This window comes from Thioreductor micantisoli (genome assembly GCF_055392745.1).
Genome location: NZ_AP043760.1, coordinates 1,026,651 through 1,046,736 on the forward strand (window position 1 = coordinate 1,026,651; position 20,086 = coordinate 1,046,736).

The 20,086-nt window shown below is 27.2% G+C and carries 33 protein-coding genes; 18 read left to right on the forward strand and 15 right to left on the reverse strand.

Going from position 1 to position 20,086, the window contains the following annotated elements; translation table 11 throughout:
- Positions 1-70 precede the first annotated feature (70 nt).
- From ACZ5OA_RS05450 to ACZ5OA_RS05495, 10 genes are read right to left on the reverse strand one after another with little or no spacing between them, the layout of a single operon-like run.
- On the reverse strand, positions 71-598 hold the full coding sequence (locus tag ACZ5OA_RS05450) for a phage tail protein (protein ID WP_464906866.1): 528 nt from the start codon (positions 596-598) through the stop codon (positions 71-73).
- A complete protein-coding gene (locus ACZ5OA_RS05455) occupies positions 598-939 on the reverse strand; it encodes a DUF1064 domain-containing protein (protein WP_464906867.1) in 342 nt (113 codons plus the stop codon). Before ACZ5OA_RS05455 ends, ACZ5OA_RS05450 begins: the two co-directional genes overlap by 1 nt.
- Positions 929-1,441, reverse strand: coding sequence for a hypothetical protein (locus ACZ5OA_RS05460; RefSeq protein ID WP_464906868.1), 513 nt, complete (start codon positions 1,439-1,441; stop codon positions 929-931). Before ACZ5OA_RS05460 ends, ACZ5OA_RS05455 begins: the two co-directional genes overlap by 11 nt.
- Positions 1,442-1,450: 9 nt before the next feature.
- A complete protein-coding gene (locus ACZ5OA_RS05465; protein ID WP_464906869.1) occupies positions 1,451-1,744 on the reverse strand; it encodes a DUF6378 domain-containing protein in 294 nt (97 codons plus the stop codon).
- Positions 1,741-2,499, reverse strand: a complete 759-nt coding sequence (locus tag ACZ5OA_RS05470; protein WP_464906870.1) for an FAD-dependent thymidylate synthase — start codon at positions 2,497-2,499, stop codon at positions 1,741-1,743. The genes ACZ5OA_RS05465 and ACZ5OA_RS05470 overlap by 4 nt, the downstream gene beginning before the upstream one ends.
- Positions 2,496-2,894: a hypothetical protein gene (locus tag ACZ5OA_RS05475; protein WP_464906871.1), complete on the reverse strand. Its 399-nt coding sequence runs from the start codon at positions 2,892-2,894 to the stop codon at positions 2,496-2,498. Before ACZ5OA_RS05475 ends, ACZ5OA_RS05470 begins: the two co-directional genes overlap by 4 nt.
- Positions 2,891-3,391, reverse strand: a complete 501-nt coding sequence (locus ACZ5OA_RS05480) for a hypothetical protein (RefSeq protein ID WP_464906872.1) — start codon at positions 3,389-3,391, stop codon at positions 2,891-2,893. Before ACZ5OA_RS05480 ends, ACZ5OA_RS05475 begins: the two co-directional genes overlap by 4 nt.
- A 13-nt stretch (positions 3,392-3,404) precedes the next feature.
- Positions 3,405-4,025, reverse strand: a complete 621-nt coding sequence (locus ACZ5OA_RS05485) for a DUF6475 domain-containing protein (RefSeq protein ID WP_464906873.1) — start codon at positions 4,023-4,025, stop codon at positions 3,405-3,407.
- Between the two features lies 1 nt (position 4,026).
- Positions 4,027-4,884, reverse strand: a complete 858-nt coding sequence (locus tag ACZ5OA_RS05490; RefSeq protein WP_464906874.1) for a hypothetical protein — start codon at positions 4,882-4,884, stop codon at positions 4,027-4,029.
- 3 nt (positions 4,885-4,887) lie between these two features.
- Complete coding sequence (locus tag ACZ5OA_RS05495) at positions 4,888-5,100, reverse strand: hypothetical protein (protein ID WP_464906875.1); 213 nt, start codon at positions 5,098-5,100, stop codon at positions 4,888-4,890.
- A 138-nt stretch (positions 5,101-5,238) separates the two neighbouring features.
- Here ACZ5OA_RS05495 and ACZ5OA_RS05500 point away from each other — a divergent pair, with 138 nt between their 5' ends.
- Genes ACZ5OA_RS05500 through ACZ5OA_RS05510 form a run of 3 tightly spaced genes read left to right on the forward strand, consistent with a single transcriptional unit; the run spans position 5,239 to position 7,140 of the window.
- Entirely contained in the window at positions 5,239-5,826 is a 588-nt protein-coding gene (locus ACZ5OA_RS05500; RefSeq protein ID WP_464906876.1) for a helix-turn-helix domain-containing protein, read from the forward strand.
- 13 nt (positions 5,827-5,839) lie between these two features.
- Complete coding sequence (locus tag ACZ5OA_RS05505; protein WP_464906877.1) at positions 5,840-6,376, forward strand: hypothetical protein; 537 nt, start codon at positions 5,840-5,842, stop codon at positions 6,374-6,376.
- On the forward strand, positions 6,373-7,140 hold the full coding sequence (locus ACZ5OA_RS05510) for an ImmA/IrrE family metallo-endopeptidase (protein ID WP_464906878.1): 768 nt from the start codon (positions 6,373-6,375) through the stop codon (positions 7,138-7,140). Before ACZ5OA_RS05505 ends, ACZ5OA_RS05510 begins: the two co-directional genes overlap by 4 nt.
- A gap of 46 nt (positions 7,141-7,186) precedes the next feature.
- Here ACZ5OA_RS05510 and ACZ5OA_RS05515 read toward each other — a convergent pair whose 3' ends face one another.
- Both ACZ5OA_RS05515 and ACZ5OA_RS05520 read right to left on the reverse strand, forming a co-directional pair.
- On the reverse strand, positions 7,187-8,263 hold the full coding sequence (locus ACZ5OA_RS05515) for a type I restriction endonuclease (RefSeq protein ID WP_464906879.1): 1,077 nt from the start codon (positions 8,261-8,263) through the stop codon (positions 7,187-7,189).
- Between the two features lie 192 nt (positions 8,264-8,455).
- Positions 8,456-8,647 carry a hypothetical protein gene (locus ACZ5OA_RS05520; RefSeq protein ID WP_464906880.1) on the reverse strand — a complete coding sequence of 64 codons (192 nt, stop codon included), beginning with the start codon at positions 8,645-8,647 and terminating at the stop codon, positions 8,456-8,458.
- A 227-nt stretch (positions 8,648-8,874) separates the two neighbouring features.
- Between ACZ5OA_RS05520 and ACZ5OA_RS05525 the strand changes: the two genes are divergently transcribed.
- From ACZ5OA_RS05525 to ACZ5OA_RS05595, 15 genes are all read left to right on the forward strand, one after another.
- A complete protein-coding gene (locus ACZ5OA_RS05525; RefSeq protein ID WP_464906881.1) occupies positions 8,875-9,120 on the forward strand; it encodes a hypothetical protein in 246 nt (81 codons plus the stop codon).
- Positions 9,117-9,353 (forward strand): hypothetical protein, encoded by a 237-nt coding sequence (locus tag ACZ5OA_RS05530; protein WP_464906882.1) that lies wholly within the window; start codon positions 9,117-9,119, stop codon positions 9,351-9,353. The genes ACZ5OA_RS05525 and ACZ5OA_RS05530 overlap by 4 nt, the downstream gene beginning before the upstream one ends.
- Positions 9,354-9,747: 394 nt before the next feature.
- The gene (locus tag ACZ5OA_RS05535) at positions 9,748-10,053 is read left to right on the forward strand and encodes a hypothetical protein (RefSeq protein WP_464906883.1); all 306 of its coding nucleotides are present in this window, start codon (positions 9,748-9,750) and stop codon (positions 10,051-10,053) included.
- A 61-nt stretch (positions 10,054-10,114) separates the two neighbouring features.
- Positions 10,115-10,285 (forward strand): hypothetical protein, encoded by a 171-nt coding sequence (locus tag ACZ5OA_RS05540; protein WP_464906884.1) that lies wholly within the window; start codon positions 10,115-10,117, stop codon positions 10,283-10,285.
- On the forward strand, positions 10,282-10,557 hold the full coding sequence (locus tag ACZ5OA_RS05545) for a hypothetical protein (RefSeq protein WP_464906885.1): 276 nt from the start codon (positions 10,282-10,284) through the stop codon (positions 10,555-10,557). The genes ACZ5OA_RS05540 and ACZ5OA_RS05545 overlap by 4 nt, the downstream gene beginning before the upstream one ends.
- The gene (locus tag ACZ5OA_RS05550) at positions 10,554-11,015 is read left to right on the forward strand and encodes a hypothetical protein (RefSeq protein ID WP_464906886.1); all 462 of its coding nucleotides are present in this window, start codon (positions 10,554-10,556) and stop codon (positions 11,013-11,015) included. Before ACZ5OA_RS05545 ends, ACZ5OA_RS05550 begins: the two co-directional genes overlap by 4 nt.
- 2 nt (positions 11,016-11,017) lie before the next feature.
- On the forward strand, positions 11,018-11,722 hold the full coding sequence (locus ACZ5OA_RS05555) for an ERF family protein (protein ID WP_464906887.1): 705 nt from the start codon (positions 11,018-11,020) through the stop codon (positions 11,720-11,722).
- Entirely contained in the window at positions 11,722-12,045 is a 324-nt protein-coding gene (locus tag ACZ5OA_RS05560; RefSeq protein ID WP_464906888.1) for a hypothetical protein, read from the forward strand. Before ACZ5OA_RS05555 ends, ACZ5OA_RS05560 begins: the two co-directional genes overlap by 1 nt.
- Positions 12,038-12,328, forward strand: a complete 291-nt coding sequence (locus tag ACZ5OA_RS05565) for a hypothetical protein (RefSeq protein ID WP_464906889.1) — start codon at positions 12,038-12,040, stop codon at positions 12,326-12,328. The genes ACZ5OA_RS05560 and ACZ5OA_RS05565 overlap by 8 nt, the downstream gene beginning before the upstream one ends.
- Positions 12,309-12,734 (forward strand): hypothetical protein, encoded by a 426-nt coding sequence (locus ACZ5OA_RS05570; RefSeq protein WP_464906890.1) that lies wholly within the window; start codon positions 12,309-12,311, stop codon positions 12,732-12,734. The genes ACZ5OA_RS05565 and ACZ5OA_RS05570 overlap by 20 nt, the downstream gene beginning before the upstream one ends.
- Entirely contained in the window at positions 12,727-13,179 is a 453-nt protein-coding gene (gene ssb / locus ACZ5OA_RS05575) for a single-stranded DNA-binding protein (protein WP_464906891.1), read from the forward strand. Before ACZ5OA_RS05570 ends, ssb begins: the two co-directional genes overlap by 8 nt.
- 589 nt (positions 13,180-13,768) lie before the next feature.
- Positions 13,769-14,005 carry a transcriptional regulator gene (locus ACZ5OA_RS05580; RefSeq protein WP_464906892.1) on the forward strand — a complete coding sequence of 79 codons (237 nt, stop codon included), beginning with the start codon at positions 13,769-13,771 and terminating at the stop codon, positions 14,003-14,005.
- Positions 14,006-14,160: 155 nt separating this feature from the next.
- Positions 14,161-14,880, forward strand: a complete 720-nt coding sequence (locus ACZ5OA_RS05585) for a phage antirepressor N-terminal domain-containing protein (protein WP_464906893.1) — start codon at positions 14,161-14,163, stop codon at positions 14,878-14,880.
- A 12-nt stretch (positions 14,881-14,892) separates the two neighbouring features.
- A complete protein-coding gene (locus tag ACZ5OA_RS05590) occupies positions 14,893-15,153 on the forward strand; it encodes a hypothetical protein (protein ID WP_464906894.1) in 261 nt (86 codons plus the stop codon).
- Positions 15,131-16,180: a tyrosine-type recombinase/integrase gene (locus ACZ5OA_RS05595; RefSeq protein WP_464906895.1), complete on the forward strand. Its 1,050-nt coding sequence runs from the start codon at positions 15,131-15,133 to the stop codon at positions 16,178-16,180. The genes ACZ5OA_RS05590 and ACZ5OA_RS05595 overlap by 23 nt, the downstream gene beginning before the upstream one ends.
- Before the next feature lie 212 nt (positions 16,181-16,392).
- On the opposite strand, the gene ACZ5OA_RS05600 is transcribed toward ACZ5OA_RS05595, so the two are convergent.
- Genes ACZ5OA_RS05600 through ACZ5OA_RS05610 form a run of 3 tightly spaced genes read right to left on the reverse strand, consistent with a single transcriptional unit; the run spans position 16,393 to position 20,085 of the window.
- Entirely contained in the window at positions 16,393-18,003 is a 1,611-nt protein-coding gene (locus ACZ5OA_RS05600; RefSeq protein ID WP_464906896.1) for a phosphoethanolamine transferase, read from the reverse strand.
- 2 nt (positions 18,004-18,005) lie between these two features.
- On the reverse strand, positions 18,006-19,076 hold the full coding sequence (gene ispG / locus ACZ5OA_RS05605; RefSeq protein ID WP_464906897.1) for a flavodoxin-dependent (E)-4-hydroxy-3-methylbut-2-enyl-diphosphate synthase: 1,071 nt from the start codon (positions 19,074-19,076) through the stop codon (positions 18,006-18,008).
- Position 19,077: 1 nt separating this feature from the next.
- Complete coding sequence (locus tag ACZ5OA_RS05610) at positions 19,078-20,085, reverse strand: bifunctional 3,4-dihydroxy-2-butanone 4-phosphate synthase/GTP cyclohydrolase II (protein ID WP_464906898.1); 1,008 nt, start codon at positions 20,083-20,085, stop codon at positions 19,078-19,080.
- Position 20,086 lies beyond the last annotated feature (1 nt).

Genomic DNA, 20,086 nt, shown 5'->3' on the forward strand with positions numbered 1-20,086 from the left:
AAGTTATATGTATCGTTTTTGCGGTCGCAAGTGCCCGCGACCGATTTCAAGGGCTTACAGTACCTTAAATTTATTTAATCTTTCCCAAATAATAATCCAAGTTATGCTCAAACTCTTTCTCAAAAGTCTTCTGTGCTTCATCAAATCCTTTCTTCATTACATCTTTATTAAACATTTGTGGAATAGATAATGAATAAAGAGCACTTAGTTTTCTCTTCTCTTTCTTTCTCATAAACACTCTCATACTTCCATTCTTACCCTTAGCTAAGAACGCACCTGTAATTAACTTTCTTCCCTCACCTTTCTTAATTAAAACACTCACACCTTTTTTAGTTTGTCTCGCTCCAAACTTTGCAAGGTTACTTTGTCTTGATGCAATATTAATTTTATATTTAGAATTATCTTCTTTTTTTATTTTAATATAGTTTTTTAAATCCTTAGATTTAATATTGTAAGTTTTCCTAACTTCCTGTGTAGTAACTGTTTTAAATTTTGTAACAGTTCTTCTGGTCGTTCTCTTTACAATATTTTCAAGCATCTTTTCATTAATCGTGTTTTTAAACTCTTCCAAGCCCTTAAAATCTACCTTCAATTCCACTATATCTCCCTAAAATCTAAATAAGAATATCTATTCAAAAATAGTTTCTTCTTAATGTTATAAACATCAGTTTTAAAGCCTTTTACATCTTCAACTACTCTCATACCTCTTTCATCTACATACTCAAAATCTGCTATATAATGAATAGCTCTTATTGTAATTCCTTTATATTTAAAATTCTCTTGTAGCATAAACTTTGGTTGAAGTTTTAAATCTTTAATCTTCCCAGCTTTTATCAAAAGAAGAAGCTCAAAATATCTTGATGCCTCTTTTTTACTATCAAATTTCAATCCATCAAATTCTACTTTTTTTGCATTATATTTATGTTTTTTAGGCCACATTGTTATCTTCCTTTGTTATCAAATCAAAAGGGAATTTATTTGTCATTCTTCTAAACTCGATTAAACCTTTTTTATCTGGAAATATATCTGCAACTAAGCTACTTGCATATTCAATACTATTTTTTACAAATTCATCTTCATTATTATTTCTCATTTCTTGTGCAATCAATGTTGTTAACTTTTCAATATCATCAGTCAATATAATCTCTTTTGTTAAATTCAATCTCTTAAACCAAGCTAATATTACAACTGCTACAAGTGCCATATCCCAAGTTTGAGATATATCATCTGGCACTCTTTTTAAAATAAAATCTCTTATCCTTTCATTTGCAAATATTCTTCTAATTCTAAATAGTTTTTTATATACTTGCTTAAATATTAAATCAGCTTCTGTCATATCTTTTAGATCTAATTCTTTTTTGCCTTGTCTTTCCCATAGCTCATTCAAAAATGAATATGAAAGAAGCAAAAGTCCTCTTTCTCTTTTTTGTTTTTTAGTCATTTCCAATCCTTATAACTTTTTATACTCTTCATAATTTCTTGAGATCCACTTATAATTTTTCATATCGGTGATAGTGTCTTCTAATGATATTCCCAACTCTTTCAATAACTTTTCATCAGTTGTTTTTTCTATTATTTGTTTTGTAGCTACCATTCTACATTCTTTCATTTCTGCCATTGCCATAGCAACATCTCTTTCACGAATTATCTTTTGGAATAGAAATTCCCATTTATTTTTAATACAAGTAAAGTTATCTCCATAAAGTTTTTTTCTTTGTTTTATTATTTCTATGTTTACACTCATTTTAAATCCTCCATTTTTAATTCTCTTTTAATTCTTTCTTGTTCTAAAATCAATTCTTGATAATCTTTTGAAATTGCTTCAAATGCTTGTTTAGCTATTTCTCTAATGCTCCAATGAGCTGATTTAGATAATCTTAATTCTAAAAAGTGCAATAGACTTCTTAAATTAAAAGTTAATTGCATTTTATATATAAATGCTTGTGGAAGTGCCATTGCTAAGTTATCCATATCGTGTTTAGATATTTTTCCTTTTTCATTTCTATAACTATCAATTAACTTAATACAAGCTTGTCTATAATTTTCTAAAAAATTATCAATATTTTCATCATTATTAACTTTTGAATATTCAATATCAATAATATCAAGTGCATATCTGCTGCTTGTTACTGTTTGACTAACTGCAACTCTGTGTCTGCTCTCTTCTAATAATGCTTTAGTAGTCATCTTTACATTAAAAACTATTAAAGAATGCTCTAAAACCGACTGATGATTTTGATGAAATCCTACTCTCTTAATTAACTCATAATCTTTTTGACCAATGGTGTTACTATATAAGTCTATTTCCATCTTTATATCCCCACATACTGGACAATATAATTCTTCTCCTATATTAGCTGATAATTGTTCAAAACAAACTGGGCATATTAAATCAACTTTACTATCACTCAAATGATGATTGTCGTGTGAGTATCTTATTCCTTTGGCAATAAGCCAAAGAGGAGTAATATAAGTTAATTCTACTAATTGTTTACTCATTGTTCGTCTCCTTTTGTATTTATTTCTAATAAGTCATTACTTAGTCCAAACGCAATGTTATTATTCAAACCAATATATTGATTTCTATTTCTATAATATCTATTTTCAAGTTTCAATTTTTTTACTTCATTTTTTAGTTTTTTAATTTCATTATCTTTTTTGATAATGTTATTATTAGCTAAACTTATTTTTAAATCATAAGTATCAAATTCACTTTCAAGTCCCATATTTATATCTTTTATTTCTGTTATTCTTTTCACCAGTTTTGACATTTCAAATTCATTTTTAAAGAATTTATCTCGCATATCATCAACAGTTTTCTTTAACTCTTCTTTCAATTTTTCCATTTTGCTTGCTCTTACTAATCCTAATTTATACAAAACCATATCAATCATTTTTTTCCTTTTACAATCTTTTCTAATACATCATTTATCTTAACTAAAAACTTTATTTTCTTTTTATTTATACTAAGATTAATATTTTCTCTCTTCGGGGTAAATAATGTAACATTAAAAAAAGTAGTCCAACCACTAATACTTCCTAATATCCCAGAAATTTTATTGATACCTAATTTATTATCTTTTATAAAATAATAATATTCCACGCATAACTCATCTATATCTATTTGCAAATCATTCACAAAATTAATAAAAGCTCTATTTATTTGCTCTCCTCTAAACAAAATAGGATTACTTTTATAAATACCTCTTTGAGTAAAAAAAATATTTTTAGTCATTCCTGCTAAGTTATAATCTACAAAATCACTTTTATTGCATTTAACTGCTTCAATTGGTATAATTATTTTTTTAGAATTGAAGTCTATTTTTTTAATGTCAATAAATTTTAAGACTTCTTTTCTTCTTTTGTTTAGCTCTTCTAACTTTTTAAGCATCTTCATATCCTTTTTAAAATGTTTTGAAACTTCCAACAATTAAGTTTCGTTTTACTTGTTCTTTGTCGGTTTCTTTGTTCTCTATCGCAAGATTATTACTTTTTAGTATCTTTGTATCATTCACACTACTTTTAATCGTTACGGCTCTTGTTTCGTCTGTTAATCCAATTAGTATATTTGTTTTTGCTTTTACTGGATTTTTTCTATAATTTTGATAAAGTTTTATAAAATCTTTTTTTACCCAATCTAACTGTTCATAGTTTTTGCTACATAGCTCACTCCATTTACCACCTGTAATTGCTGTTATTGTTCCATTTGTAGCTATGTTTTGAAATTCTACATTTTGGTATCTTCCATATTTTTCTATTGCTTCTATCACTAAATTCCACTCATTTTGGGCTTCTACTTCCAAATTCTCTTTACTTACAAGTGCATTTAGTATATGTGCAGGTTTTGGCATATAGCTGTAACTCCATTCACTCATTACTTTTTTAACAGACTTTACAAACTTTTCATTACTCATATTTTGTAAAACTGCATAATATCCCATTATTGCATTCTCGCTTAAAGGCTTTGGTGCATACATATCGCTTAACATCATTAAATAACTATTAAAAATATTCATATCTAACATTTTAAAATCCTCCTTGTTGCTGCATTAATTTTATTTTTTTCATTGCTGCTTGTGCATTTCTTGCTGTTTCCTGTCCTACTTTGCTAAATCCACTTAAATCCATTCCATTACTTCCATTTGCTACGATTACTTGTTGTTTCTTATCTTCCTCTAACTCCCTTTTAATCCATCCAACTTTTACACCTGCCCACTCTTTACCTGCTTGAATTTCAAATATCTCTTCTGCATTTAATTTCATAGCACTTTTAATTCTCACATACTCGCTTAAAATATTATTTAATCCCATTGTAGTTTTAAAAGGCTTACCAAGTTCTTTTCTGTATTCGATTAACTTTTGTGCAAAATCTTCATCTACTCCTAAATTATTTAAAAGTTCAGAAGTTTGAGAATTAAAAAGTGTAAATTCTTTTTTTATATATTTTTTTTCTTTATTAGTTTTACTTCTTAATTCAGTTTTACTAATAGGATTAGTATTACTATGTTTCGCACTTTTTCCATTAATGCAATTATTGCGATAATGGTTTTTTTGCGATAATGGATTTTCTCCATCTTCGCATTTTTTGCGATTATGGTTATCAAATAAAGATAATATTGTTTCACCTGTAAATTTACCTGTTTTATCTTGTCCTCTTGATTTTTCTATCCAACCATTTTTAATTAATTCTTTCCAATATTTGTTTAAAGAATTATTAGAACCTATTTTTAATTGTTTTGATATATCAGTATTATTTATTTTCCAAGTATGTGGTTTAGAAGCTAAATAGCAATAAAGTCTAAAGGCTCCATTTGATATTTCATTATCAGCTATTAGCTCATTTGGAATAGTTGAATAATTTTTTGTTAGATTTTTTAAAATCATTTTTTAATCCTCCAATAAAATTTCATCAGTTGAAATATTTAAAGACTTTGCTATTCTCCTAATCCATACAGCGGGTATTCTTCTGTTTGGAGCAGATAGATATTGAAAGAATAAATCATCTCTAATACCAGCATCTTTTAAAATACTTTTTGTGGTTTGTTTTTGTTGTTTTAAAACTTTTTTTAAATTTCTTTTTATATTTATATTTTCATTCAAATAAAACTCCTTAAATAGTTTATATTCGTAATTTTAGCATTTTGCTAACTATATGTCAAGTAAAAGTTAGCATTTTGTTACTTAACATTATGCTAAACTTTCATATATAAAAACCGATTATTCAATAAAGGAGTAAATATGACATTCGCAAAAAAATTAGAAAAGGCATTAAAAAATATGAATAAAACACAAAAAGATTTAGCAGAGTATTTAGAAGTTCCAGCAGGTACTATCTCAACTTGGAAAAAAAGAGATTCTATTGGGAAAAAATATTTAAATGAAGTAGCCAATTTTTTAAATGTTCCAACTGATTATCTTTTAGGATATGACAACACAATCCCTTTAACCCATTACATACCAGTTATTGGCGAAGCAAGTTGCGGAGTTCCTACAAATCAATTTTTTTATGAAGATTACGACAAAATACCTGTTCCAACAGAGTTGTATCGTGAGGGTAGATATGCAGTAAAAGCTATAGGAGATAGTATGAATCCAAAAATCCAGGAAGGAAATATAGTTTTATGTGATACACAAGCATATATTGATAATAATAACATCGTTCATTACACTTTAAATAGGGAGAGTGGGCTTAAAAAGATACTTATGGACAAAGACAATAAACCTATAATGCTAGTGCCTTTAAATGATAGATATGCACCTATTCCAATCGGCAAAGATGATGATCTAAAAATGGCAAGATGTTTTAAAGTTATTACGGATTTGTGAAATGAATTTAAATATGAAAAATCTTTACAACTTTTCAAAAGATGATAAAACTTTTAAAAATGATTTTGATTTCGATAAATTTCATCCAGAAGGAGAAGAATATAAATATAAAATTTATTTAAATTCAGAAGAAATAACAAAAACTTTAATAAGTTGGTATAAAATAGAATTTAATCATTTTCATTTAGGATATATTGGATTTAAAGAAGATTTCCAGCATAAAGGTATTTTAAAAAATTATATTCATCCACATTGTATAGAATTTATGAAAAAACAAAATATTGAAATTATTACTTTAAAACCCTTAGTAAATGCCTTTGTTGTTTGGGTATTACTAGGATTTAAACCTATGAAAAAACCTGAAGAAATTGAAATGAAAAGGTTAATTAAAGAGTCTTTATTAGAAAACGATATAATATCAAAAGAAAATTTTGATAAAATACAATTAAAAGAAATAGTTGAAAAGTATAAGGAAGTATTAAAAGGTGAAAATTTCCCTCCTAAACTAGAAAAAATGTATTATACGAATTTTAGAAAGGTTATAAAATGAGAAGAGTAATTTTAACACATCCAAAAGCAACTTTATTAGATGTAATTGTAGATGGCTTTGGAAATATCTACAAAAAAGAATGTTTTGATGGAATTTATTTAGAAATTATAAAAGAGGCTATAAAAGGGGAATATGAACTCGAATTTGAAGATGGCCTTTTTAAGATTGATGAAAAAGATACTTTAAAAAATATTGAAAAATTAAAAGAAAACCCATTATATAGAGGGAAAATAGAAATCAAAAAAATAACTCCTAAAGATATTTTAGAATATACAAATCAAAAAGAAGCTCCAATTGATTTAGATAAAATTTGTGAGTTTTTTAATATAGAAGTTAATAAAATAGAAAAAATTAATTTTGATGGATTTAGTAAATATGAAAATAAAAAATATTACATTCATTATAAAAGTGGTATAACTTCTCCTTTTAGAGAAAGATTTACAATTGCTCACGAACTTGGGCATATATTTTTACATTTTTCAGAAAATAAAACATTTTTCAAAGATGAAAGTTTAAATAAAAAATTAAAACAAAACAATATAAAGATAGCAGCAAGAGGACTGAATAATAAAACATATTACAATTTGGAGAGAGAAGCTAATAATTTTGCTGCAAATTTACTAATGCCTTCTAATTTATTGAAAAAATATATTTCTTCATATATTTATGATTTTACAATAGATGATTTATCAGAAACTTTTCAAGTATCAAGAGAAGCTATTATAGTTAGATTAAAAATATTAGGAGTAATCCCTAATTATTAAAACCCACAAATTTTTTTAATATTATCTAATGTAGTTTTATATTCTTTTAATTTAGCCCTTCCCCAACAACATTTAAAGTATTTATAATACCATCCTTATACTTATAAATATCATTCAAAGAATCTAATAAATATTTTTCACTTTCTTTATCGCCCGTTCTTATTTCAAGATATTTATTTGAATAATTAAAATGTAATCTTACAAGCCACTTTCTATTATTATCATCTAATAAAATACCAAAATAACTTTTTGTATCTCTTTGTGCTATTCTATTTAAATCAATCTTTTCAGCAAATATAGATTTTACAATAAAATATCCTTCTAATTCCTCATCGGTAGTTACTATTCCATTATCTTTTGTTTCTTCGATTTGCTCCTCAATATTTTCATTTTCTATATTATTTTCATTATTTAACTTATCTTTTAAAGCATTTATTTTATCGTTTACTAAATCAGTAATTGTTTCATTCATAGCTTGTTTTACATAGCCTCTAAACTCTTCAATTACTTGCTGTCTAAGGTGTTTATTAATTAATTTACTGGCAAAAATTCTTATAAAATCTTCACTTGGTTCTTTCATTTCTTCTCTTAAAATACTTTTGACACCATTGACATATTTTTTTCTTCCTGCCATACTAAGTATATTTTCAACATTAAAGTTTTCTGATTTAAATTTTTCAAGTTCTTTAAAATCTCTATCTTTTAAATTTAATAAATCTATCGTTAAAAATGGACCTTTATCCATTACATTTGGTTTTTCTAAATCAGAATAAAATCTATATTCAATACCATTTGTTAAAACAGCAAACTTACTTTCTGTAACTGTAAAATATCTTTCTAATTGTGTTTTATGTCTATCTAATGTTTCAGTATGTGTTTTTGCTTCTATCAAAATTAATGGTTTATCTTTTACCATAATTGCATAATCTACTTTTTCATTTTTCTTTCTTCCTATGTCTGCTGTAAATTCAGGAACTACAACAGTTGGATCAAAGACATCATATCCCAAAACATTTAAGAAAGGTAAAATATAAGAAGTCTTAGTAGCTTCCTCTGTCAATATTTTATCTTGTGTATTTTTTATTTTATCTCCCAGATTATTTAATGCTATTTCAAAGTCCATACTAACCCCTTTTTATCTTTTTTAACATTATATCTAAATTTAATTAGCATTTTGCTAAATATCTCTTGACATTAAGTTAGCATTTTGCTAAAATTACAACATCGAAACAGATAATTGAAAACTTGTTGTTAAAAACCTCTAATAGTTAGTTGATTAGTGTGGGGAGAAAGGAAAAAAAAATGAAATGTCCAACTATTTCTGCGGATTGTTTGAAGAAGTGGATTGTTGAAGTTCTTTTAAGTCTTGAACATCAAGATTAAGAAATTCGGCTGCTTTAATTAACCATTCTTTTTCTTCATCAGGAGAAAAAGGCATATTTTTTACTTCAAATGCAGTTTTTATAAAAGCTCTTAACATTTGAAAATAATCAATTCCTTGTTCCATGTTACCTCCTTTATAAAATTAAATTTCCCCACACTAACCAGCTAATTATAGCTAAAAGACAATTAGAACACCTATGTTAGTTGATTAGTGTGGGGAAAAATGTATAAATTTTATAACCGTGTTGCATACTCCTCCTTTTGATTTTAATGAATATAAATATAGATATTTTACTCCTTTATATTCCCTGCACTCGTCAGCTAATTAAAAAATAAAATAAAAGGATTAAAATGAAAATGGAAACAAAATTTAATATTGGAGACAGTATATATTTTATGACAAGTGAAGAACATAGTAAAGACTTAACTATTCATAATTATAAAATTGTCAGTATAACGTTTTATGATAATAAAAATTATACTTATCTTATTAAAGATAATGAAAATGCAAGAGAGCCTATAGAAATAAGAGAAAATGGAATATATTCAACTTTCGATGAAGTATTAGAAGTATTAAAAAATAAGGAAGCACAATGAATAAAGATACAGTTAATAGAATTTTAAATAAAAAAAATAAAGCAATCTTAACAGCTAAAAAAATACTTGGTGAAGAAAAGTTAAAAGAGCTTATAAAAGTTGGAATTATCCCAATCGAATGGGAAGTTTATAAAAGCAATACAAAAAGAAGATGTGATGCCTTAAAAAAAATCAGAGAGATTGTAACTTCTCCCACTCTGATAAATCCACCGGAAGAGAAGTTGATAAATTGATTTCAAAAGGTAAATCATAATCTATATCAAGATAATAAACATCATCAGAAGCGGATAGAGGAGAATTATAGTAACCGAGTTTATCCCAAGTTCCATCTTCTAAATGAACAGATAATAACCAACCGTTGGATGTTGAAGATATTTTAAAATATCCATCATCAAATTTCCAAATATACATAAATTTCCTTTTTTAGGAATTATAACAAAATAAGGAGCAATAAAATGAATGGAACAATTTTAGAAAGTGATTTAGATGAATGGATGGAAAAAAGGAAAGCACAATGATAGAGGCAATATTTTTAGGAATTTTACCCATACTATTTTTATTAAGTTTAAAAATATATGAATGGTATCAAATCAAAAAAAACAGAGATTGGCATTAAGGAGAAATAAAGTGAAAGTAACAATTTGTGATATTTGCAAAACAAGAGTTAGTAAAGTTTTTAAAGTAAAAACGCCAAGTGGTAAAAAGTTAGATATTTGTAGTAGATGTTTAACTGTTGGCAGGAATAAAGGAAGATTTGTATATAGAATTGTAGTTTATTCGGAACGAGCAAAAGGTATTGAAGATGTTTATCTTGAAGATAGCGAAAATAATATAAATGATTTGTTAGAAAATATAAAAGAAACTTATGATAAAAAAGATATTAGCTATTATATAGAAATTGAAAAATACCAACAAATTAAAGGTAAAAAATGACTACACAAGAAGTAGAAAAATTAGTAATAGAAACTATAAAAGAAATCTTGGAGGAGGAAAAATGAAAACAAAAGATGCATTAAGAATAGCGTTAAGGTATTTAAACAGAGGAATAAATAAAAAAAGTTGTGAGAGTGTAAAAAAAAGAGATACTGCCGCGTATCTTTTTTTGAAAGAAATATATTTAAAGGAATTGAGTAATGGAAAACTTGGTGCCAGGATAAAGGGATGACTTTTAGCAAAAACCCTTACTACGACGGAAGCAATCCATACGAAACAGAATTTGAATTGGAAATTGATAGTGATGAAGTTTTTGAAGCAGTAAAACAAGAAATAAAAAATGGAGCAGATGAAATACCAGAAACTGTAGCCATAGTTATAATTAATGACAGCCCAAATTTCTTTATTGATAGAGAAATAGTTACTGATGTTAATCCATATTATTATCTAACAAATGAGCAAATTAGAGAACTTAAAAATTTAATCGAAAAAGGCGAAGAATGAAGTTACCAGCAATAAAAAATACAAAACTTGAAGTTCTTACAAAAGAAGAAATTACACCTCTTCTAAATGCAAAGATAGCAGAATATACTGAAAGAAACTTACCAATCGAACAATCCCTTGCAGACTATATAGCATTTGGCATTCAAAATATAGATAATAGAGTAGAACAGTTAAAAAACTATAAAAAGATGTTAGATGAAGAGATAAAAGAATTAAGCACACAAAAACAAAATATAAGCGAAGAAGTTGCTGAATATGTAGAAACTAATTTGGGTGTGGAAAAATTAAAAGGGGCAATCGTTAGCTCTGTAACAATCAAACCTGCTGGAGAAAGGAAAACTAAGAAGTTTATTCTTGATGTAGATAAAGATGAGTTAGTTAAGTCTAAAATGGCCCATTATGAAGAAGTTGTTACCCCTACTTTAAAACAAGTAAAAATAAATAAAAGGAGAAATTGAGAATGGCTGAAGAACAAAATAATGAGATAAAACCTTTTGAAGGTATTGCGTTACTTAATTATTTACAAGTAAATTTAAAAGTACCTAAGAATCAATATAATAAATTTGGAGGATATAAATATAGAGCACTTGAAGATATAGATGAAGCACTCAAACCTTTATTACAAATGACAGGTGCTGCAAAAACAAGAACAGCTGAAATAGTGTTAATTGGCAATAGATATTATGTAAAAGTTACTTCAAGCCTTTATGATTATAAAGGTAATTTAGTAGCTGAAACAGTCGGTTATGCAAGAGAGGCTGAAAACAAAAAAGGAATGGATGTATCTCAAATAACTGGGGCAAGCATTAGCTATGCGGCAAAATATGCTGAAGCGGCAATGTTTTGCTTAGATGATACACAAGACGCAGACGCAACCAATACGCATAATGAAGAAGATAATAATTCTAAACCTAAAAATATTCAACAAAAACAAACAAACAATAACAATGGTAATGCTGTAATTAGAAATAGATTTTTAGAAACTATTATTAAACTTGATTTACCAAAAGAAGATATTTCATATTTTTCAACCTGGATGAATGCACTAAATTATCAATTACGAAATGATGATGTAAAGATAGAGCTACTAAACAATCAAAATAAACTAAAAGGACTTATAAAAGATTATTTAGAAACTAAACAAACAGTTAAGGCTGCTAGTTAATGAAAATATCAAGAAACTTTAATCGTTTTTACCACTCTGTAATTAAAGAATTTTACGATAAAACACCTTTAAGACTTAAAACTGAATTAGGTGTACTTTATATGAAACAAATTACATACAATGGATTTAAACAAGTTTTGAAATTTATAAATCTTGATTACCCAAGAGATGAGAAAGGTTATCCTTTATCCACAAAAGATATAGGAAATGAGAAGTTAGTCCAGCATATAGAGTTTTTAATTAAACTTGCTGGAGAAAATGGAATTGAGTTTAGTTTTGTAGAACAAGAATGGGAAATACTTTTAAGGAGGAGTTATGGTTAAACAAACATCAAGAATTGCTTACAATGAGCATAGAAAAAATGGTAAAGCATCATCACAAAGAATGAGAATATATGAGTATATAAAAAAAGTAAAACAACCTATAACAAGAAAACAAATTGAAATTGGAATGGATATAGAAATAAATGCAGTATGTGGAAGAGTTAATGAGTTATTAAGATATGGGGCAATAGAAATAGCATTTAAAGATAAATGCCCTATTACAAGAAAAAAAGTTGAATTTTTAAAAGTAAAAGGAAGTAAAATTGATAGAAAAGTTTGTTAAAAATATTACACAAGAAGAGCAAGAAGAATTATGTTTTATAAAAAGTATAGCTGGTGATTATTATGCCACATTTATTAAGTTTTTTTCGAAAAATGCACCAATTGGTAAAATTTTAGATTACACCAAAAGTAGAATAATAGTTTTAAATAAATTTGGAGAACTTCAACCATTTCCAATGAGCTTACTTGATGAAGTTATCGAAGTATTTGACAATAAGTTTGTGGAAGAGATTGATGAAAAATATGGCGATCTATTTAAAAATGATTTACCATTATTCTTTATGCCAAAACCAAATTTAGTTGAAGTTATGAAAGAAGTTGAAAATGTATATCAAGCTGCTTTATTGTATAGAGCGAGATATAAAGAAACATTGAAAGAGTTTTATATAAAGGGACAAAATGTATAACAAAGTAATTTTAATCGGAAATCTTAGTCGAGATGTAGAGCTTAGATATACTCCAAGCGGTACTGCTGTAGCAAAATTTGGCTTAGCTACTAATAGAACTTACAATGATGCTGTTACAAAAGAAAAAAAACAAGAAGTTATGTTTATTGATATAACTATGTTTGGAAGAAGTGCCGAAACAGCTAATCAATGGCTAAAAAAAGGTAAAAAAGTTTTAATCGAAGGTAGATTGGTATTGGACCAATGGACTGATAACAGTGGACAAAAAAGAAGTAAACACTCTGTAATCGCTGAAAAAATGCAATTTATGGATAATAAAAATGAAAATAGTGGGAGTAATCAAAATAATAAGCAAAGTTATAATAAGCCACAACAACCAACTAAACCGCGACAAGAACCACAAATACCGTCAATTGATATAGACGATGAAGATATTCCGTTTTAATGGATAAAAAATTTATCCGTGATATTTGAAAATTTGTTGTTAATTTGACACCAAAAAGAGTGCTGGTCTTTTCGATGTCTTTAAATTTAGTGTTTGAATATATGTAAAGTATATTCAAATGCAAGTATGCTATAAGCTACTGCGGTTAAGAAATGGTTTATATCCATTTATACCCCCTAATTTCTTGCTAGCCCAAGCCCTGCCTACTAATAAAGAATAAAAGTTTTCACCATTTTTAGAGCAAAAAAAAAGCCCCACACCCAAAAATGGATATGGAGCTTATTAGAAGGTATTGCGAATTAAACCATTTACAATACTTTACATATGCTTATGAGCCAGCACTCTCATAAACTTATTAAACACTAAATTTAAAATGTCATTGCATTTATCTCCTTTATGAGATGTAAAATAATAACATAACTATCATAGTTAAACAAAATTTTATATAACAAAAAGGAGAAATCAGTAACAAATCGTAACAAATCATCTTACAGAAAAGGAAAGATGCATCAAATTTATATATAATTGTAAAACAATTCTTGACAAACGATTATAAATATAGCATAAACAAACACATTAAGGAGAAACAATGAATAACGAAAACATAGTCAAAAAAGTTTGTAAGGAACTTGGAATGACATATAAGCAACTTGGCACGGCGATTGGGTATAGTGAAAGTGCTATTAAAATGGCTGCTTCAACAGGCAAAGTTAGTGAACCACTTCAAAAAGCAATTGAACTTTATATTGAAACATTACAATTAAAACAAAAATTAGAAAAAGCTACTCAAATTAAAAGAACCCTCAAAGAATGGCTATCTGAATAAAGGTATAGGAGATAACTCCCATACCTTTAAAAGGTCATAATTTATCTTATTTATTATAATAAAATTATATATTTTATACTTTATCACTTGACATAGTTATATTTATTGACTATAATTCTATTCGAAAAGTCAAAATTTATACCAAAGGGGTAAAGATGAAGTTAGTAGAAGTAAAATTTAATCAAGATATAATTGATGTAATTGAGGATGGTAAACATTGGGTATCAATAAAAATAATTTGTAAAAATTTAGGTATTGATTTTAAATTTCAACATCAAAAACTAAAAAGCAATCCAGCATTTGGAGCAAGACTCGTAAAAGCACAAACAGCAGGAGGAATGCAAGAAGTTTTCTGTATTCCATTTGAAAAACTTAACGGGTGGCTATTCTCAATCAATCCAAATCGTGTAAATCCAGCAATCAAAGATAAACTAATCAAATATCAAGAAGAGTGTTTTGAAGTCCTATACAATCACTTCAACAAAAAACAAAACTACAGAAGCAGAGAAACAGAAGTAAAACTACTTGAAAAAGAAAGTTTAATTCAGCAACTAAAAGATAAAAACTACCAACTTAAAAATAAAAAAGCAAATTTAGTAAGAGCGTTGAATACTTTGACAAAAGAACAAGACCAAGAAAAAATCTCTCAAAAAGAAGCTCTATTAATAAATAACTCATTAGAAATAATTTATCAAGTGGGCGAAATGTATAACGGACTGAAAAAAACAAGAGATGAACTAGATGAGAGATTAAGCAGAATTGAAATTTTTAAACAAAATATAGAAAGAGTGATGCTAAAACCAAGACTTGTTGGAATAAACAAAAATGGAGAAAAGGAATATGTTGAAATTCCTCTCTCAAAATTAACAAAATAAAAAGGAGAAATTATGGATTTAGAAGCTAAAAATATGTTGTTAAAAATCCAATATGAGATAGAACTTTTAAAAGATTTTGTTATCCCAAATGAAATCTCTTTGAGTTCTTTAGCAGAAATATTATGTGTAAAATCGGAAACATTAAGAAAATATGTAACTCGAAATTTACTTGAAGGTAGGGACTATTTCAAAAAAAATGGTAGAATATATGTTGCAAAAGTCTCTGCGATGAAAATCAAGGAGAAATACAATGCGAAAAGATTATTACATTAGGAATAATATTATTTATGTTCAAGGTATGGTAGAAGGTGAAAGATACAGAATTAGCACTAAACTACCAAATACTAAAAAGAATATAAATTATATTAAAAAATATGCAAGAGATGAGTTGTTAAAGTTAGTTAATAAGCCAAAACCAAAACCTAAAACACATCTAAAAGATTTTGGTTTGCTAGTAGTAGAGAGTATTGAATATAAAGTTGAGAAAGCAACTTACAGAAATTATCAATCTCTTTTTAGACTTCATATTTTACCATATTTTGAGAATTTTGAGTTAAAAGATATAAAAGTTATTGATGTCGAAAACTGGCAAAGTAAACTTTTAGAACATTTATCTACAAGTAGAGTTCAAAAAGCAAGAATTTTACTTAAAAAGATACTCAAAAAAGCATATCAAAACGATTTAATAGAAAAGAATCCTTTTGAATTTGCTGAAGTGGTAAAAATGAAAAACAAAAAAAGAGAAATATATAGTCTAGAAGAAATGAAACTTATGCTTGATAATGCTACTGGCTGGCTAAAAACTTTCTTAATTGTAGCATTTGGAACAGGAATGAGAACTGGGGAAATAATAGCATTAAAATGGTATGATATTGATTTTGAAAATAATCTAATACAAGTTAGAAGAAGTATGAGAGATGGATTTTTAAAAGAGACTACAAAAACAGGTAATGATAGAACAATTACAATGCTTGAATTTGTAAAAGAAGAACTTTTAAATGCTCCAAGAAAAAATGAATTCTTATTTGTAAGCAAGTATGGTAAGCCTTTTAGTTATTCAGCTTCGATTATAGATTATCATTTTAAGCCATTACTCAAAAAGATAAATATAAAATACAAAAGTCTCTATGCTACAAGACACACATTTGCAACTTTAATGATTAGAGAAGGTATTGATATAAAATGGGTGCAAAATATGTTAGGTCATAGCACGGCTAAAATGACCTTAAATGTTTATGCACAATATACAAAAGTAACACCTAAAACTCTTAGAATTGCAAACAATATTATGGTAAGTTAAGGCACACTCTTGACACACTTGCTTTTTTAGAAAAACAAAACCCCTTATTAAAGAGGTTAAAAAGCATTATGTATAATCGGTGAAGGTCACAGGTTCGACTCCTGTTGGGGAGACCAAATTAATTAATAATTTATAATTGAAAATTGATAATGAAATAACAAATATTCATAAACTTAACTTATTAAAAATTCTCAATTCTCCATTTTCCATTCTCAATTATTTTTATAACATTGTCTATACATATCTTCTTTAGGATTATAAACTTTTGTTTTAACTCCCATTACACCTAAAATAGTACTAAAAGTATTATCGTGTGAATAAGGTTTATTTGCTAAATTCTTAGCACAAGTTTTATTTATATCATAATCATTTCCAAACCAAGCAACTGCTGCTGGATGTTTTTGAACATCTGGAGCTATCCAATATGGAAGTCCATGAAGATAAATACCATTTTCTCCTAAACTTTCACCATGGTCAGCAACATAAAACATTCCAACTGCATATTTATTTTGATTTTTTTTCAAAAATTTAATAACTTCATCTAAAAAATGATCTGTGTAAAGTATTGTCCCATCATAAGAATTTGTAATTTGTTTTCTTGTACAATCTTGTAACTGATTTGTTTTACAAATTGGCTCCCATTTTTGATAAGATTTTGGATATCTCTCAAAATATTTAGGCCCATGACTTCCTTTAGTATGAAGAACTATGAAAATTGGTTTTGAATTATTAACATCATCAACTTCTTTTTGTAATCCTTTAAGTAAAATATCATCATAACATCCTCCTTCATTACAAAATTTAGGATTATCATCATGATTATAATCTTCATATCCTTTAATTCTACTTGCTACTTTTTTAGAACCGGAATCATTATCTCTCCATAAAACATTCACTCCTGCATGACCTAAAACATCTATTACAGATTCAGTTGATTTTGCTTTTGCATCTGAATAATTACTTCTATCATAAGGAGAAAACATACAAGGTACACTTACTGCCGTTTCAGTCCCACAAGAATGTAAATTTGGATAATCTATCAAATCTTTAATTTTTAATAAATTCGGTGTTGTATCTCTTTTATATCCATTTAATGCAAAATGATCATATCTTCCAGCTTCACCCAAAACAAATATAAAAAGTTTTTGTTTTTTTGTTGTTGGCTCAATTGTAGCATCAAGTCCTATTTTCTTAAATGGTAAAGGTTTTCTAAGATAAGTTTCATTTACATATTTTCCAAGATTATAAATATAATAAGTTGGATTTGTATAATCTCTTAACACTTTATGTTCTCTAAAAAATGAAATAAATATTTTAGAAAATAGGAAAAATGTTACAACAATCACCACAAAACTAATAAATATATATTTAAATCTCGCAATTAATTCATTTTTTATACTTCTTTTTTTTATCTTTACAAAATATAAAACAATAGAAGGAATAACTCCTAAAATAAATATTTGTATAATTAAATTTAAATTCAGTAATCCCCCCATTTCTTTAGTGTCAGTTTCTAGCATATTTTGTATCATTTTATCATTAAGTAAAGTTCCATAATTATACATAAAATAGTTTGCAGCTGCACTTGCTATAAAAATAAAGATTAAAAATGGTTTGATAATCCATCTATTTGAAATAAGAGTAAATACCAAAACTATTACAGATAATAAAACTACACCTAAAGCTATTAAAAAAGGAACATTATGAAAATGTTCATAACTTCTCGTAAAAAAAGTCCAATTATCAAATAAAACTAAATAAATAGCACTAAATAAAATTACTTGTGTTTGCGTAAACTCTCTCTTAAAAAAATTTCTCATCATTTTCATCCTTCACTTTCTTGTTTTTGGGCTTCTTTTTCAACTTCTAAAACAAATCTATCAACTAACTCATTTTCAGGTAATTTTGCAATTATCTCACCTTTTTTCATAATAAGACCACTACCTTTTCCATAAGCAATAGCCACATCAGCCTCTTTTGCTTCACCAATAGCATTTACCACACATCCCATTACACTTACATTAAGTGGAGTTTTGATATGTTTTGTTCTCTCTTCAATCTCAGCTACTGCTTTTGGCAAATTAACTTCAATTCTTCCACAAGTCGGACAAGAAATTATATTTAGTCCATCTTTTATAAGCCCTAAATCTTTTAGAATTGCTTTACCTACTTTTATCTCTTCTTCAAGCTCTCCTGTAATAGAGATTCTCATAGTATCCCCTATTCCATCAAGCAATAAACTTCCAAGAGCAATACTACTTTTAATTGTTGCATGAAATTTTGTCCCAGCTTCTGTAACTCCTAAATGAAAAGGATAATCAACCAAAGGTCTTAGCATTCTATATGCTTCTACAGTTCTAAAAATATCGCTAGCTTTTAAACTAACTTTTATATCTGTAAAATCTAAATCTTCTAAAAATTTAATATGAAAAAGTGCTGATTCTACCATCGCTTTTGGAGTTTGTCCATATTTATTTTCAAGATGATCTTCTAAACTTCCAGAATTTACTCCTATTCTTATAGGAATATTCCTCTCTTTACAAGCATTCACAACTGCTTTTATTTTATCTTTACTTCCTATATTTCCAGGATTAATTCTCAAGCAATCCACAACTTCAGCGGCCATAAGTCCTAATTTATAATTAAAATGAATATCAGCAATCAAAGGCAAGCTTGTTCTCTCTTTTATAGTTTTTAGTGCTTTTGCATCTTCTTCATCCAAAACCGCCACTCTCACCATATCAGCACCAGCAAAATGGAGTCTATTTATCTGTTCTACTGTCGCTTCAATATCTTTTGTTTTTGAAAATGTCATTGATTGCACACTAATAGGAGCATCTCCTCCTACCTCAACATTACCTACTTTTATTTTTTTTGTTGGATATCTTTTTATCATTTTAAACCTTTATTGTATCAAGTATCTCTAATCCAAAGCCTTTAAGACCATAAAAATTATTTATATCACTTTTTGAAATCAAATACAATTTTTTTATACCCAAGTTTTTCAAAATTTGAGCCCCTATTCCAAACTCTTTTTGTTTATCTTCTGCACTACTTGAAATAAATACAATTACTCCTGAATTGTATTTAATATATTCGCTAACTTTATTAAAGTTATCTAAATTTTCTATAAAATCCACACTATTCATAACTGGATAAAATTTTATATTTGTAGTAGATTTTGGCTCATTTGCTAACACATAATGAATATTATTTTGATGGTCTTTGAAAGTTATTTTCTTAAATTTTATACCTGAAATTTCCACATCTTTTTCATCAATTTTTTCAATAAGTGATTCAAATTGTAATCTATATTCTACAATATCAGAAATATAAACCATATGGAGATTATGTTTTTTAGCAAATTCATCTAAATCATCTCTTCTTGCCATTGTTCCATCATCTTTCATAATCTCACAAATTACAGCAGTTGGTAAAACTCCTGCAAGTTTACAAATATCCACACTTCCCTCAGTATGTCCCGTTCTAACTAATGTTCCACCTTTTTTAGCAATTAATGGGAAAATATGTCCAGGACGAACTAAATCTGAAGGTTTTGTAGTTGGATTTGCAAGAAATTTTATTGTTGAATTTCTTTCGTATGCACTAATTCCTGTTTTACACTCTTTTGCATCTACACTAATTGTAAAAGCAGTTTCATAGCTTGAAGTATTTGAATTTACCATTGGTTGCAAATCAAGTTTCTTAGCAATTTCTTTATCAACGGCTACACAAATAAGCCCTCTTGCTTCTTTTGCAAGGAAATTTACCTTTTCAGGTGTAGAAAAAACTCCTGCATAAACTAAATCACCCTCATTTTCTCTATCTTCATCATCAACCATTATAATAATATTACCTTTTTGTATCTCTTCAATCGCTTTTTTTACTCTATCAATCGCATTCATA

Coding starts and splice junctions, on each gene's coding strand:
- ACZ5OA_RS05585 (WP_464906893.1), top strand. CDS start 14,161: ATGAAGTTAGTAGAAGTAAAATTTAATCAAGATATAATTGATGTAATT.
- ACZ5OA_RS05580 (WP_464906892.1), top strand. CDS start 13,769: ATGAATAACGAAAACATAGTCAAAAAAGTTTGTAAGGAACTTGGAATG.
- ACZ5OA_RS05510 (WP_464906878.1), top strand. CDS start 6,373: ATGAGAAGAGTAATTTTAACACATCCAAAAGCAACTTTATTAGATGTA.
- ACZ5OA_RS05565 (WP_464906889.1), top strand. CDS start 12,038: ATGGTTAAACAAACATCAAGAATTGCTTACAATGAGCATAGAAAAAAT.
- ACZ5OA_RS05490 (WP_464906874.1), bottom strand. CDS start 4,884: ATGATTTTAAAAAATCTAACAAAAAATTATTCAACTATTCCAAATGAG.
- ACZ5OA_RS05520 (WP_464906880.1), bottom strand. CDS start 8,647: ATGGAACAAGGAATTGATTATTTTCAAATGTTAAGAGCTTTTATAAAA.
- ACZ5OA_RS05590 (WP_464906894.1), top strand. CDS start 14,893: ATGGATTTAGAAGCTAAAAATATGTTGTTAAAAATCCAATATGAGATA.
- ACZ5OA_RS05600 (WP_464906896.1), bottom strand. CDS start 18,003: ATGATGAGAAATTTTTTTAAGAGAGAGTTTACGCAAACACAAGTAATT.
- ACZ5OA_RS05525 (WP_464906881.1), top strand. CDS start 8,875: ATGAAAATGGAAACAAAATTTAATATTGGAGACAGTATATATTTTATG.
- ACZ5OA_RS05480 (WP_464906872.1), bottom strand. CDS start 3,391: ATGCTTAAAAAGTTAGAAGAGCTAAACAAAAGAAGAAAAGAAGTCTTA.
- ACZ5OA_RS05485 (WP_464906873.1), bottom strand. CDS start 4,025: ATGTTAGATATGAATATTTTTAATAGTTATTTAATGATGTTAAGCGAT.
- ACZ5OA_RS05465 (WP_464906869.1), bottom strand. CDS start 1,744: ATGAGTGTAAACATAGAAATAATAAAACAAAGAAAAAAACTTTATGGA.
- ACZ5OA_RS05555 (WP_464906887.1), top strand. CDS start 11,018: ATGGCTGAAGAACAAAATAATGAGATAAAACCTTTTGAAGGTATTGCG.
- ACZ5OA_RS05530 (WP_464906882.1), top strand. CDS start 9,117: ATGAATAAAGATACAGTTAATAGAATTTTAAATAAAAAAAATAAAGCA.
- ACZ5OA_RS05550 (WP_464906886.1), top strand. CDS start 10,554: ATGAAGTTACCAGCAATAAAAAATACAAAACTTGAAGTTCTTACAAAA.
- ACZ5OA_RS05610 (WP_464906898.1), bottom strand. CDS start 20,085: ATGAATGCGATTGATAGAGTAAAAAAAGCGATTGAAGAGATACAAAAA.
- ACZ5OA_RS05455 (WP_464906867.1), bottom strand. CDS start 939: ATGTGGCCTAAAAAACATAAATATAATGCAAAAAAAGTAGAATTTGAT.
- ACZ5OA_RS05475 (WP_464906871.1), bottom strand. CDS start 2,894: ATGATTGATATGGTTTTGTATAAATTAGGATTAGTAAGAGCAAGCAAA.
- ACZ5OA_RS05500 (WP_464906876.1), top strand. CDS start 5,239: ATGACATTCGCAAAAAAATTAGAAAAGGCATTAAAAAATATGAATAAA.
- ACZ5OA_RS05540 (WP_464906884.1), top strand. CDS start 10,115: ATGAAAACAAAAGATGCATTAAGAATAGCGTTAAGGTATTTAAACAGA.
- ACZ5OA_RS05545 (WP_464906885.1), top strand. CDS start 10,282: ATGACTTTTAGCAAAAACCCTTACTACGACGGAAGCAATCCATACGAA.
- ACZ5OA_RS05460 (WP_464906868.1), bottom strand. CDS start 1,441: ATGACTAAAAAACAAAAAAGAGAAAGAGGACTTTTGCTTCTTTCATAT.
- ACZ5OA_RS05505 (WP_464906877.1), top strand. CDS start 5,840: ATGAAAAATCTTTACAACTTTTCAAAAGATGATAAAACTTTTAAAAAT.
- ACZ5OA_RS05560 (WP_464906888.1), top strand. CDS start 11,722: ATGAAAATATCAAGAAACTTTAATCGTTTTTACCACTCTGTAATTAAA.
- ACZ5OA_RS05515 (WP_464906879.1), bottom strand. CDS start 8,263: ATGGACTTTGAAATAGCATTAAATAATCTGGGAGATAAAATAAAAAAT.
- ispG (WP_464906897.1), bottom strand. CDS start 19,076: ATGATAAAAAGATATCCAACAAAAAAAATAAAAGTAGGTAATGTTGAG.
- ACZ5OA_RS05470 (WP_464906870.1), bottom strand. CDS start 2,499: ATGAGTAAACAATTAGTAGAATTAACTTATATTACTCCTCTTTGGCTT.
- ssb (WP_464906891.1), top strand. CDS start 12,727: ATGTATAACAAAGTAATTTTAATCGGAAATCTTAGTCGAGATGTAGAG.
- ACZ5OA_RS05595 (WP_464906895.1), top strand. CDS start 15,131: ATGCGAAAAGATTATTACATTAGGAATAATATTATTTATGTTCAAGGT.